The 12,148-nt window shown below is 66.5% G+C and carries 13 protein-coding genes and 1 pseudogene; 2 read left to right on the forward strand and 12 right to left on the reverse strand.

Features of this window, described 5'->3' with window-relative positions; genetic code table 11:
- Window positions 1-95: 95 nt before the first annotated feature.
- Complete coding sequence (locus H8R17_RS35225; protein WP_187827283.1) at window positions 96-1,061, reverse strand: YafY family protein; 966 nt, start codon at window positions 1,059-1,061, stop codon at window positions 96-98.
- 92 nt (window positions 1,062-1,153) lie between these two features.
- Here H8R17_RS35225 and H8R17_RS35230 point away from each other — a divergent pair, with 92 nt between their 5' ends.
- Entirely contained in the window at window positions 1,154-1,522 is a 369-nt protein-coding gene (locus H8R17_RS35230; protein ID WP_187827284.1) for a VOC family protein, read from the forward strand.
- A 247-nt stretch (window positions 1,523-1,769) separates the two neighbouring features.
- On the opposite strand, the gene H8R17_RS35235 is transcribed toward H8R17_RS35230, so the two are convergent.
- Entirely contained in the window at window positions 1,770-2,555 is a 786-nt protein-coding gene (locus H8R17_RS35235; RefSeq protein ID WP_187827285.1) for a hypothetical protein, read from the reverse strand.
- 211 nt (window positions 2,556-2,766) lie between these two features.
- Window positions 2,767-3,405, reverse strand: a complete 639-nt coding sequence (locus H8R17_RS35240; RefSeq protein ID WP_187827286.1) for a hypothetical protein — start codon at window positions 3,403-3,405, stop codon at window positions 2,767-2,769.
- A 411-nt stretch (window positions 3,406-3,816) separates the two neighbouring features.
- Here H8R17_RS35240 and H8R17_RS35245 point away from each other — a divergent pair, with 411 nt between their 5' ends.
- Window positions 3,817-4,680, forward strand: coding sequence for a PIN domain-containing protein (locus tag H8R17_RS35245; protein ID WP_262505737.1), 864 nt, complete (start codon window positions 3,817-3,819; stop codon window positions 4,678-4,680).
- Between the two features lie 320 nt (window positions 4,681-5,000).
- Here the strand turns inward: H8R17_RS35245 and H8R17_RS35250 are convergent, their stop codons facing one another.
- The 9 genes and pseudogenes from H8R17_RS35250 to H8R17_RS35285 form a co-directional block, all read right to left on the reverse strand.
- A complete protein-coding gene (locus H8R17_RS35250) occupies window positions 5,001-5,597 on the reverse strand; it encodes a nucleotidyltransferase family protein (protein ID WP_187827287.1) in 597 nt (198 codons plus the stop codon).
- 70 nt (window positions 5,598-5,667) lie between these two features.
- A complete protein-coding gene (locus H8R17_RS35255; protein ID WP_399477690.1) occupies window positions 5,668-6,168 on the reverse strand; it encodes an NUDIX hydrolase in 501 nt (166 codons plus the stop codon).
- A 268-nt stretch (window positions 6,169-6,436) separates the two neighbouring features.
- Window positions 6,437-6,973 carry a GNAT family N-acetyltransferase gene (locus H8R17_RS35260; RefSeq protein ID WP_187827288.1) on the reverse strand — a complete coding sequence of 179 codons (537 nt, stop codon included), beginning with the start codon at window positions 6,971-6,973 and terminating at the stop codon, window positions 6,437-6,439.
- A gap of 119 nt (window positions 6,974-7,092) precedes the next feature.
- Window positions 7,093-7,671 carry a hypothetical protein gene (locus tag H8R17_RS35265; protein ID WP_187827289.1) on the reverse strand — a complete coding sequence of 193 codons (579 nt, stop codon included), beginning with the start codon at window positions 7,669-7,671 and terminating at the stop codon, window positions 7,093-7,095.
- Window positions 7,668-8,009: a hypothetical protein gene (locus tag H8R17_RS47720; protein WP_262505738.1), complete on the reverse strand. Its 342-nt coding sequence runs from the start codon at window positions 8,007-8,009 to the stop codon at window positions 7,668-7,670. The genes H8R17_RS35265 and H8R17_RS47720 overlap by 4 nt, the downstream gene beginning before the upstream one ends.
- Before the next feature lie 7 nt (window positions 8,010-8,016).
- A pseudogene (locus tag H8R17_RS49490) lies at window positions 8,017-8,295 on the reverse strand (hypothetical protein); the annotation flags it as partial.
- The gene (locus tag H8R17_RS35275; RefSeq protein ID WP_187827291.1) at window positions 8,249-9,295 is read right to left on the reverse strand and encodes a TniB family NTP-binding protein; all 1,047 of its coding nucleotides are present in this window, start codon (window positions 9,293-9,295) and stop codon (window positions 8,249-8,251) included. The gene H8R17_RS35275 and the pseudogene H8R17_RS49490, both read right to left, overlap by 47 nt.
- A complete protein-coding gene (locus tag H8R17_RS35280) occupies window positions 9,292-10,821 on the reverse strand; it encodes a transposase family protein (protein WP_223125868.1) in 1,530 nt (509 codons plus the stop codon). Before H8R17_RS35280 ends, H8R17_RS35275 begins: the two co-directional genes overlap by 4 nt.
- 356 nt (window positions 10,822-11,177) lie before the next feature.
- On the reverse strand, window positions 11,178-11,876 hold the full coding sequence (locus tag H8R17_RS35285; RefSeq protein WP_399477699.1) for a TnsA-like heteromeric transposase endonuclease subunit: 699 nt from the start codon (window positions 11,874-11,876) through the stop codon (window positions 11,178-11,180).
- Window positions 11,877-12,148 lie beyond the last annotated feature (272 nt).

Consider the following 12,148-nt stretch of genomic DNA (forward strand, 5'->3'; position numbering starts at 1 on the left):
CACCTCCTCGAACTCCTCGGCATCGAAGTCACACGAACCCGCTGGCCACAGACCTGAATCAGTGACCCGCGAAGTACGGGGCTAGTTGTTGCGGGTCAGGACGTTGGTGACGGCGCATAGTGGTGGGCGAGATTGGTGGCGAGGTCGCGGAGGTGAGCCCTGGCTTCGGTGGGGCCGTGCACTGTGATGGCGCTCCCGAACGGCAGTAGTGCTCGCACGTCCTCCAGATGCAGGAAGCGGATCGTTACCTTGTGGCCGGTGGCGGATTCTTCATGGTCGTCCCGGACGAGTCGTAGGCCGAAGATCCGTTGCGCCCGCTCGATCTGGGTCTGGTCGATGGTGGCGCTGACCTCTATCGCGTGGTCGTGTTCCCACTGATCGATGAGCGCTGCGGCGACGGTGGCCAGGGTCTGGCTCTCGCGGATCCGTCGTGGCTGGTCGACTTCTTTCCACGTCGTGATCCGTTCGAGTCGGTACATCCGTGGCACTCGGGCACAGTCGGCGACGAGGTACCAGATGCCGGCCTTGGCGAACAGCCCGTAGGGATCCACGACCAGGTCGCGTGGGCATGACGCGCGTGGGCTGTCGTACTCGATCCGTAGCCGGCGACCTCGCCGCACTGCGCCGATCAGCGAAGCCGGAGTCGTGCCGGAAGCTCGTGCCTGACGCCAGGGACGGCTGTCCACGTGCACTACGTCGGTGAGCGGCAGGAGCTCCCGAACTCGCTGTGACTGTGTAGCGACGATCTTGGAGAGCGCGCGCTGGCTTTCAACCGATACGTTGAGCTCCGCACGTTGCTTCTCATCCAGCCCAGTGAGCGACAGATGATCACGCTCGCCCGGTGTGAGTCGCGTGAGGTCGAGTCCGGATCCGGGCAGCATGGTCACGCCTCCGAGGCGGCCCCGGTGTGCGGTCACCGGCAGACCGGCGTCACGGAGCCAGTTCAAGTCCCGGGTGATGGTGCGAAGGGACACCCCGAGCGCCGAGGCAAGTTCCTGTGTAGTCACGGCATCCCTCGATTCGAGGAGCAGCATCAGGGCGAAGAAGCGGTCTGGGGTCACGCACCAATTTTTTCAGGAATTGCGACACGATGCGGCGCATATCCCGGTCAGGCTGGTGGATGCGTACCTACGACCTGTGAAAAGGAACGATCATGACCACATCCGTCGTGTCCATCGTCTACGTGAACGACGCTCCCGCCGCAGCTCGTTTCTACGGCGACCTCCTCGGCATGAGCCCCTCGTTCGAGACTCCGGGATACATCACCTTCGACCTCGGGCCAGGCGCTGACCTCGGTCTGTGGTCTGGCCAGTTCGAGGATCTGTCACCGGACGTCCCGCGCACCAGTGAGGTTTGCCTGGCCATTGACGGTGGACGACCCGACGAGCTCAACGCGATCTTCAAGCAGTGGCAGTCCAAGGGGGTCACGATCCTGCGCGAGCCTCATGATGCGGGGTTCGGGCTGACCTTCCTCGCGGCAGATCCTGACGGGAACCGTATCCGCGTCGCACCGAAGGGCTGAAAGGCCGCAATGCGGCAGGCGCGCACGATAGGTGTCGCGCCTGCCGTCGTCTGACTTCGAGAGGACGACGAGTGCCCCACGCGAATGCGCCCCTGAGCGTCGAGGGCCGCAGGCGGCTGGTGAAGCGGTGCCGACCTGGAGGATCCGCACAGGCGAGGCGGCGTCGATATGCGCGCTCCGATATGGCGCAGTCCCGCTGCGGCGACGGGATCGGCGCCCTGCTCGCCAAAGCAGGGCGCCGCCCAAGTCAGTTGGCGGCGCCCCGGCGGGGGCGACGCCGAGGGACGATGTCCCCAGAGACACCGACGTGCGCGGTGGCCTGGTCAAGCTCCTCGGCCAGCAACTGCTCGCCGAGGATGGAGTCGAGGATCCGGCCGGCCTGGATCAGGCAGACGGCCGTCCAAATGACGTCGTTCAGGCCGCTCTCCCTGGGCTTGTTGCGCAGTTCCCAGCCGCCGGCCCGCGTGGGATGCAGATACAGTTGCGCCGTCGCTCGTGTGGTGTGGGAGTAGGAACTGAGGTGCCGGTAGGGCAGATAGCCCTCCTGCTCCCCGAACGCCGCCATATGGTCGACGGTGTTGCGGATCTCGTTCGTCAGCCGTACGACCTCGAGGTCTGGGTGGGCGGTGCGTTCGTCGACCGCGGCACGGACCTTTACCTCGACCTCGTCTCCCTCGACATCCCACCCCGCCCGCTTCGCGTTGGTGATCAGCTTCAGGAGCTGGTCGTCGCTGTAGGCGTCCACGGCCTGCACCGCGGCGTCGCCGCCGTCGACGAGCCAGGCCATCGCCACCGCGTGCGTCATCAGGTTCCGCATGACCGGCGCGACGACGAACCCGTTGCCGTTCTTGGCCGCCTCCGCCACCACGCGGGCGGAGTCCGAGATGAGCATCCACCAGCTCCACGCGACCGGTGCCACTGCCTCGTGTTCGCGCAGGAAGGCGATGCCGCCCACTCCGGAGGCCATCCGGTCGCGGGCGGCCCAGCAGCTGGTCGATGACGTCGAGCGCGCGCCGGGCCGTGGCCTCGTCATGCGCAAAATCGGGCATAGTGCCAATCTACGGCGCCGCAGCCCGAAACCGTCCCGCAATTTCCGACCGGCTCGTCAGGCATGCGCGGCTGGTGATGGGGGCTGGCCTCTCGTGCGGTCGGCCCCCATCACCTAGAGATCTTCAATGGCTGGGGTTACGGCGGTTGGGGGTCGAGCTTCTGTCCGTCGGCCACGCACGCGGGCCGCCAAGCTGTCAGAAACCCTGCAGCTGGAACTGTTCGTAGTCGTACAGAGCTGTTGAGTAGACGTGCTGGAGTGAGATGGCCAGCCGGTGCAATGCGTTCACCTGATCGTAGAAGTTGATATTTTCCTGCACCGGACGGGCCTGGGACGGGTTGCGGCTACCGATCACGGCGTACCGATATGCTTCGCCGGTCTGATCCTCGGTGTCCAGCCACTTCAGCGTCTTCCATGTCGCCGGATCGATTTTGTTATCCCGGCCGAAATGCTTGAGTTCCTTCATGTACCGGTCGAGGCACTCTGCCAACTTCCTGACGTTGTGCGTGCTCCGCAGTCGCGCCTCAACGCGCTCCGGCTCTAGGTTCTCCTGCCCGGCGTAGCCGTCCCGTACGGCGCAGCGGGCGGCGACTCGGATCAGCCACTTCAAGCTCAGCTCGATGCTGTGCCGGTACAGGTAGAGGACTGGGATGGCCAGGCCGTCGTCCGGTTGCTCAAAGAACTTCGTAGCGGCAAGCTCGCCCGCAGTGAAGTAGCCGCCGGCGATGGTCAGGTCGTCTTCATGGCTTCCGCCGAGAATCGCGACCTCGTGGTGCTCGTGCACGGGTCGGCGAAGGTTCAGTACGTCGTCCGATGCATCGGTCTCCTCGTCCATACCGCACAGGATGCGGCTGCCTTCCTCGCAAGGCCAAACAGATTTGTGCGGTTTCCGGCAAGATGAACCCAATGCTGCCACGGGGTGATCTTGACGAGTCGGCAGTGCGGTTCGGTGAGGGCGTCTTTGGCTGGGTCGTGCTCGCCGTCCGGGCCGCGCCGCGTCACCGGGGAGGCGGCATGGCCCGATCCGGCTACATGGCCCTGTTCTCGTACGGCTACTGCCAGGTGGCGTGTAGCGCTGAGTGACTACTTGAGAATGCGGTCGTGCTGCTGAAGGGCGGCGATGTCGGAAACCCCAGGCGTACCCGCGGTCCGCGCTGCCATGATCGGCGCATGCTCATCACACCCCGCCGGGGCGCCGACCGGAAGAACATTCGCCAGGTTCCTCAGCGGCGTCCACACCACGGCGATGAACCTGCAACGGCCGTATGGCAGCGCCTTCGAAGGGTTGCTGACGTATCTGGAATGGGCCACGGAGTCCGCGCGGATGCTGCGCTCCCAGATCAGCGACCGGGACCTCGCCCAGCTCGTTTTCACCGACCGCTACCGCGCCCTGCTGGGCAGCTGCGGCACGCTCGCCGGCACCGCCCAGCAGCGCCTCGTGAATGGGCTGGTGCAACTGGAGGTGGCCGAACGCATCGAGGCCTTCGAGGCGGCTGTGGCCTCGCTGGACGCGCAGATCGGCCGGTGGAGCCAGCGGGAGGTTTTCGTCGTCGCTGACTCCAGCTTCTACATCCAAAACGCTGTGAAGCTGGCCGATGCCGACCTGCACGAGATTCTCGACGTCCCGCGCTGGCAGTTCGTGCGCCTGCTGTTCCCGATCGTGGTGGTCGACGAACTGGACGACCTCAAGGACGCCAGTAAGCAGCGGGCCCGGTGGCGTGCCGCCCACACGCTCGGCCTTCTCGACGGCGGCACATACGGGATGCTGCATGAGGGAGAACACACTGTCCTGGACGGCGAGACCCGCGGCAGGGTGAACGTGGAGATTGTCCTCGATCCCCCCGGCCACGTGCGCCTGGACCGCCCCGACGTAGAGATCATCGACCGAGCCGTGGCCATCCAGGGCCTGGCAGGCCGCGACGTTCAGTTGTTGACATGCGATACCAGTCAGCACACCCGTGGCAGGGCCGCCGGGCTGCAGGTGACCAAGGTGGCGACGAAGGACCCCGGGGACGAGCCGGACTGGTCTGCCCCGGATAGGTCTGGCACTGGCGTACGCGCGCAGCGGCGTGCCCGACAGGCCGAAGCCGAGGCTCCGACGGCCAGTTGAAAGACGAGGACCACGGCAGGAACACCGCGCTACTCGCCACATGACGGTGGCTGTACGCCCTCCAAGCCCTAAACCGCACCGCCGCGGGCTCGCTGGCGCCGGGGTCGTCCTGGACACCGCCTCGCAGCTTCTCTAAGCTGCCGACCCGCCCGAAGCACGGAAGCGTCTGACTCCACTCGTCCAGCGACTGCACGATGCCGACCGGGCTCTTAGCACCTCCTGCGGATCTCCGCATGGATCTCGCAGTTACTCCGGGCTGCCGTCAAGGACAACTGGCCCGCTGGAGAGGAACTCGCCGCATGACCACTCGCATCAGAGCGTCAGCTCGGCCACGGCAGCACCGTGAGCTCCGGCCACTCGTCTCTCCAGCGTGCTGCCTTGGCTTCATAGACCTGCCGAGGGGCAAGCACTGGGTTCGGCCGGACCACGAGGTTGAACACGTCGGAGAGCCCGTGGGGCGCATAGACGCGCCACCCACCGCCGGGGTCCAGGCACACCCCCAGACAGCACGTCGTCGCGGCGAACGAGTCGATCGCCGCCTCGGTGGATTCGTGAGGCGGGCAGGGCACGCCGAATTTCTGCTCGTACCAGAGATGCACACGGGCCTCGTTGCGGATCTCCACCTCGGCCGGCAGCCCGGCGAACACCTCCTGCCCTGCCTTGATCACGGCGTCCTCTGCCTCCCAGGACAGGTCGGTGCCGTCGAAGTAGAAGATGTCGTAGTCCTTGATGCCGCTGGTCGGGGGCCTGCCGGTGACCACGTTCCACACCGTCTGGAACAGGCACCCCGCCGTCACATACCAGCCGGGCAGTTCCAACGTCGCCGCCCTGGTCATCACGTCGGTCAGAACCTCGTTCCGAGAGAGCACGGACCGCAAGCTATCGAGCTGCTCAACGAGCGGGAGTCGACCAAGCATCCGTACTCCCTATCACGAACATCCCTTCTTACAAGGCGCGTTGGCCGCAAGCAGGCATCCCAGCCAGAGGTCAGGGCTGCGCGCTCCGGAACGCGAGATACCGGCTGAAGGCTTCGTGGCTGTCGGGGGTGAAGCGCCACTCCAACAGGGCCGAGTCGAGTTCCGGCTCGGTCAGCCAGCCATGCCAGGCGACCTCATCGGGATCGGGGACCACGGCGTCCGGCACCACGGCTTCGTGCACGCCGAGCCAGTGAGGGCTCAAGCCGCTGCGGTTGATGAACGTGAACAGCAGGCGCGGCAGCGCACGAATGCCCAGCTCTTCGGCCAGCTCCCGCGCGGCGGCCTGTTCATAGGACTCGCCGACATTTGCGGCGCCACCGACCTCGACCTCATAGAGCCCGGGGAAGCGCGACACCTGCTCCGACCGCCGGTGGATGAGGATCCGCCCACGCTCATCACGACACACCGTCACGGCGACCCGGTGCAGCCAACCCTCCCGGATGGCCTCCCGACGGCTGACCACCCCCAGCACGCGATCTCGACCGTCGACACGCTCCACCAATTCATCCACGTCGCACACCCTGGCAGAGCCCACCGACAACGTCGTTTCTCGGCGACTCGCGGAGGCTGGCCCCAAAGCACCTGCACCAGGAGGCCGGACGCGGATGACGACAGTTGTCGTGCAAAATTGTCCTTTGACAGTGAAGTTAGTCGTTCTGTTCTCGTTGACCTGCGGTGACTGGATTGGTTGGCAAACGATCAGGTGAGGCGGGTTGGGTTCGTAACCGAGACCCGACACTCATGGGTGAACCCTGGTCGCCGTGCTGGATGGCCCTCCGTCACATAGGGAGCGAGAACAGCTGTACTGGTCCTGAGGGCCAGCGGGCGTCGTCGCGCAGGGGCGTCACCATAGTCCGCAGCGGCATGGTCACCAGGCGGCCTTCGGGTTGTTCGACGAGTACGTCGTTGTCGAGCGGGTGCCATCCGAGGCGCTTGTAGAGCGACACGAGGGGCGGCCGGCAGAACAGGAGTGCGTGCTGAGGACCCATTGTGCGGGCGTGCTCCAGGGCAGCTGTGACGACGAGCCGAGCCAGGCCATGGCCTTGCATGCTGGGTGCGACGGCCACCCCGCCGACGCCCACCACCTCTGTCGCGGCGCCGCCGACCGCGACAGGCAGTCGCAGAAGGCCAGCGTGTGCCACGAGCCGGTCTTCGTGTCTGATGCCGAAGTGTTCTTCTTTCGGCAGCCAGGTCAGACCGGTCGAGGCGACACCGAAGGGATCATCGCTGTTGCCAAGGATCTCTTCCTGGTCCGCCTTGGTGTACTGGGGGAGCCGCATCACGGTCGGTGCCACAGAGGATCGGTTCTCAGACATTGCCACATGATGATCTCTCCGCCGAGCACTGGCCAAGCGATTCTCCGCCGACATTGCAGGGCTCGCGTTAGTCCGGTGCGAGGCCCTGGCCTGGGGCGACTGGGTTGGATGTCAAACGATCAGTCCTGGTCTGCTGCCTCCGCGAGGTGGTACCAGTCCTGGGTGATCGCCCAGGACTGGTAGTTCCGGAAGATCCGGGCGAGACCGTCCGGCTGCTCTCGTGCGGTGAAGAACTCCCCGATGAGCCGGTAGAGCGTAGTCACCGCGGCAACGTCGGTCTGCGCGGAGAGCGGGTGGGTCCAGCCTCCAGGGGTGAGGTGGCGGACGAGAACGGGCCAGGTCAGGTCGTGTCCCTTGCCGAGTCGGACGACGAGCCATTCCTGGAAGCCGGTGAGCATGCTCCACGAGCTGCCGGCGTCGAGGCCGAGGACGAAAGCTGTCGTCGTGGCGTAGGAGCCGTCGAGTCCATGCCGTTTCGGGTCTCGGCGGACTGCGGTCAGTAGCGCCCGATAGTGCTTGATCACGTTGCTCTGGAAGGGAAGTTGGGCCGCTGCAAGGAAGTCTCCTGAGGGCGTGTTGGGCTGCCGGACCAAGGTGTCCGGGCTCCAGTGCGGATGTTTGGTCAGGTAGCGGTGGACGGTGGCGTAAGCGGCCGTGACATGGTGTTCGTCCAGCAGCTTTTCCCAGATCACTCTCATGGTGGCGCCCTGGCGGTGTGGGCAGCGGCGTACTCATCGAGGATGGTGTCGATCAGCGGGCCGATCCGTTCCTTGGCCGGGCCCACGATGGGAGGCCGCTTCTTGCGGGGCGGTGGCGTGGGCGAGTTCAGAGCCTGCCGGACGGTGGCCTGGCTGACACGGTGACGTCTCGCCAGGTGCGAGACCGGCAGCTGTTCAGCTTGGGCGTCTCGTCGGATCGCCGTGAAGAGCGCGGGTTTGTCCGCGGCCTTTGTGAAGCTGCGCTTGGGCTTCTTCGGAGGCGCCGGTTTTTTGCTGCACCAGGTCAAGCAAGGCCCGTTCCAGAATGCCTTGTTCACGTCCTGCTAGGGCGGCGAGCCGGTCGGGGCGTGGGCGCTTCCCGGGCCCGTAGTCGGGTGGCCCGGCAAGGTAACTGCGCAGGTAGCTGGGCTTGAGATGGTTGGCGAGGGCCAAGCGGCGGACGTAGGAGTCAACGGACTCCCCAGGGCGGGGGCGAACGCGGACAGGGAGAGGGACCAGGTGCTCCGCGAGGTGAGGGGTGCTCACGACGTCTGAGGTTTCGCGGAGGGGCCGCTGATCACCTGGTCGCCTTCTTGAGCGGCTTCTTCTGGCTCTCCGCTGCATGGTCCAGAGGGATCGCGGCGAGTCCTTCCTTGGTCACGCGTTCGGTCCCGCTCAGGATCGCGTCGATCGCGGCTCCCCGGATCGCGTGCGATAGGGCTCCGATCATCCCGGCAGTCCGATCGTGGAGGTAGCGGGCCAACTTGACCAGGCTCCCCGGCGGGTGGTGGTGGAGGAGCAGGGTGTCCTCCAGGGTCGCGACCAGTCCCTTCCACTCATCGCCGTAGGGGAACGGGCGGGTGGGGACGAGGGTGAAACGGCCCGAGATCTGGGCGCCCCGCGTGCCGGCCAGGAGCTCGCTGGTTTCGAGGCCGATGCCCGCATAAACGAACGTGGCGGGGATCCGCTCAGAGAAGTACTTCAAGGTGTCGGAGACCTCGCTGCCGGCCCGAGTGACCTGCGAAACGTTGTGGATTTCGTCGACGAGCACGAGACCGGTGCGGGTATCGGTGCAGACGCCGACCACGGCCTCGATGATGTCCGTCATGTTCGACCGGGACCGGACGGGCAAGCCCAGGAAGCGGGCGAATTCGGCAGCGACCATGCGGGCGGTCGCGGCAGGAGGGACCGTGATGTAGAGAACGGGGATACGGTCGGCGACCTGGGGATGGCGGGCCCGGTCGAGGAGTTCATGCGCGCGTCCGAGCTGGGTGATGGCGCTGGTTTTGCCCGTTCCGGGGAGCCCCGAGACCATCAGGCCGCGGCGGGCACTGACCGCGTGGCGGTTGAGCAGGACCAGCCGGCGGCCGCAGACCACGGTCTTCTCGACGAACGAGGTGGAGACCACAAGCATCCGGGCGTGATGGTCGAGCCGGTCCTCGTCGTAGAGAGCCCGTTCGTTCTCCGGCAGCCGCTTTAGCTCTGCCGGAGTCAGCAGCACGGGCGGCGCGGGCGGATCATCAAGGAATTTCCGCCATCCTTCCAGAGTGGTCAACTGCCGGTTGGCCTCGGCATCCGCCTCGTCCAACGAGAGGTGCCGGGACGCTGGTTCGGAGATGGTCACGTGCGCCTCCAGGGGTTGGAAAGCGGGTCGAACAGGCCCAGCGGGATGACCTTGGCCACCTCGGTGTCCGTCTCCTCGTCGTGTGTGGGCTCGGCGGCGGGCGGATCAGGAACGGGCCGGTCGGTGGCCGTGGCCCGGGTGCGGGCGGCGACCCGTCGGTCACGCCGTGAGCGTTTGGCCGGGCGGCTCTTCTCCGCGGCGGGACCGTCGTGGGCCCGCCGCAGCAGTGCGGCGGCAGCATCGGCGATCTGCTCCTCGGTCCCGCCCGGGACCTGCGCGCGGGCGTGGTCCCAGGCCAGCTCTCCGAACGGGACGCCAACGCGGCGCAAGTGCTTCCAAAACACCGTGATCCACGGGTCTGTCTCGTTGCGGCGGTCGCGTACCCAGATCCGGGAAACGTCGTAGGGGTCGTAGTGGATCTCCCACAGGCCCTTCTTCTCCACCACTCCGGAATGCTGGCGGCGCAACGGCCCCAACTCGGTTCCGTCGTAGGTGCGGTGGTTGATCCGGATGCCGTAGGCGTTGATCGCCTGCCAGCGCTCGGGCAGCAACTCGACGTAGTCCTCGCCGTTGAGCGGGGCGGGAACATAGCCGCACGACTCCAGCAGCGTCGCGTACTTTTCGTTCGGCGAGAACGCCCGCTTCGGCGAGTCCGGGTCGCGCAGTGCATCGTGCGGCCGGTTCTGCCAGACGGCGACGATCCACTCGTCCAGCAGGCTCTGCAACTCGGGCAGTGACCACAGTGGCCCGTTTTCCAGGCCCCGGCCGCGGCGGTCCGTCGACCGGCCGGTGTAGCCCGCGACGAACTGTGCGAACAGCGTGGCCACGGAACCCAGAGTCTTCTCGATCGCGCCCTTCTCGAAGGGGGACGCTTTGTGAGTCGGCTGAAGAGTGATGCCCAAATAGCGGCAGGACGCACGGAAGTTCTTCGAGATGAAGACCTTGCCGTGATCGCAGACGATCGTGTCCGGCACGATCACCGGCCTCGCAGCCGCGTGCTGCAGCCGCTCGTCCAAGTTCAGCAGACGCCGGTGCGGTATCACCGACCTCGACATCCGAAGAGCATCCGACCAGCCAGGACGCATCGTCTCCGGGGCGATGCTCCGGGCCAGGAGAGCAGAAGCATCGGCCGCTTTCGTTGTCGGCCGCAGCACTGCGGCGGGAAGCGACCTGGTCGCGAGGTCGACCATTCCCGTCAGCTCGACCTTCTCGGCGATGCCCTCGTCCAGCCGCACCAGCACGTCCAACGGCGTGGAGTCGATCTGCACCCACTCGCCCGGCGCGCAGGCAGGAACCTCTCCGAACGGCCCGGCCGGACGCGCGTTCACCGAACGGCGCGTGGTCGCCGAACCTGTCGCGTGGGTGCCGGTGGCCAGCTTGTCGAACAGCCGGTAGAGCGTGCGCTGCGACGGCATCTCAATACCCTCTGCGTCTTCACGGTCCGCCAAGATCTGAGTCGTCCGCCAGACCACGAAACCGATCGTCTTCGACGACGCCTCGGCCGTCTCGGCGATCGCCTGCCGCATCGCCTCGATCACCGCCGGGGCGACCCGGCCGAACTCCGGCATCTGCTTGGCCGCTCGCCCATCCGCGAGCCCCACGAGCCCATCCCGCTGGTAGCGCTGGCGCCGCTGCTTGATCCCGCTGGCCGTCATCGGGTGCCCGGCCGCCGTCAGCTCTGCCGCCTTGGCCCGCTCGCGCTGAGCCAGCGAGGTCCGTTTCGGGTCGAACTCCGAACGAGGCACCGTCCCCTCGGGAGAATCCGGAAGCGAGCCGTCCAGGACTTCCAGGATGTGCCTCTCCCACCATCGCGCCTGCTCAGCAGCGGTCTTGGGGAACTCTGCAATCCTGGCCGTCGGAGGCACCCGCTGCCCTCTCCCCGTCACAGGACACCACCGTTCGCCAGGTGCACGACCGTGTCCGGGCCCAGCAACTCAGCCGCCATCTCTTCAGCGGCCAGCTCCTGGAGCCACAGAAGATGGAACAGCGCGGGCAGCGTGGCGAGGCGGTCACCGGCCGCGTCCGCGCCGGCCATCAACGGGCCGGGAGCCGCGAACACGTCCCTGAGTCGCTCTGCCTCCGAGCCGCGAAGGCACCGGGGATGCCGGTAGCGCGAAAGCCACCGGGCATTTGCCAACAGCACCGCTTCCGGCTCCCCGACCCGCTCGAACCCCCACCCGGCCTGGGCGCAGACCAAACGGGTCACCTCGAACGCCTCGGCGTCCCTCGGCTCGATCCGGCCGTCCGCCCGGACATCAACGACCACCGCCGAGCCGTCCGCGCGGCGTACGAAGTAGTCCGGAGCGTGCCGACGCTCTCGTTCGCCGTCATGCCAGTGCAGCCAGAACGGCTGCGAGGAAATCCCCACCACCTCGGGATCGAAGTCCAGCAGGATCAGCCGGTCGCGTTCCAGCCACGACTCGAAGCCCACGTGCTGCCCGGTCGTTGACGCCCAATACCAGCCTGGGAAATGACGTTCACCACGCGACCAGCGAAACGGTCGCACCGGTGCCACGTCCTCGAATCTGGCCGTCACACAGTCGAGCAGCGGACGCCGCCGTCGCTCACGTACAGCGTCCACGTACGACAGCTCGACGTACGTCTCCGCAAGATCCACCCCAGCCGGTACGGCCACTCGGCCTCCCCACTCCCTCGCCCCGTACGACTAGGTTCACTGGCAAGGAAGCCAAAACGACTGGGTTCGCTGTCAAACGACTCGATTGGATGACAGCGGACACAAATACGACACCTATCGTGCTCAGCCTCAGTGTCCTGTCTCAGCTAGGTCCGGGCATCTGGGGCCCTCTGACCTGGGGTGCCCGGAGAACTCTGAGACGTCCGGATCTGGGATCG

It is taken from the genome of Streptomyces sp. TRM68367 (assembly GCF_014495685.1).
Taxonomy (GTDB): Bacteria; Actinomycetota; Actinomycetes; order Streptomycetales; family Streptomycetaceae; genus Streptomyces.

Bases quoted from the DNA above. Each gene is read 5' to 3' on its own strand.
- H8R17_RS35240 (WP_187827286.1), bottom strand. From the start codon at position 3,405: ATGGACGAGGAGACCGATGCATCGGACGACGTACTGAACCTTCGCCGA.
- H8R17_RS35280 (WP_223125868.1), bottom strand. From the start codon at position 10,821: ATGCGGCAGGCGATCGCCGAGACGGCCGAGGCGTCGTCGAAGACGATC.
- H8R17_RS35265 (WP_187827289.1), bottom strand. From the start codon at position 7,671: ATGAGAGTGATCTGGGAAAAGCTGCTGGACGAACACCATGTCACGGCC.
- H8R17_RS35260 (WP_187827288.1), bottom strand. From the start codon at position 6,973: ATGTCTGAGAACCGATCCTCTGTGGCACCGACCGTGATGCGGCTCCCC.
- H8R17_RS35245 (WP_262505737.1), top strand. From the start codon at position 3,817: ATGAACCTGCAACGGCCGTATGGCAGCGCCTTCGAAGGGTTGCTGACG.
- H8R17_RS35235 (WP_187827285.1), bottom strand. From the start codon at position 2,555: ATGACGAGGCCACGGCCCGGCGCGCGCTCGACGTCATCGACCAGCTGC.
- H8R17_RS35230 (WP_187827284.1), top strand. From the start codon at position 1,154: ATGACCACATCCGTCGTGTCCATCGTCTACGTGAACGACGCTCCCGCC.
- H8R17_RS35250 (WP_187827287.1), bottom strand. From the start codon at position 5,597: ATGCTTGGTCGACTCCCGCTCGTTGAGCAGCTCGATAGCTTGCGGTCC.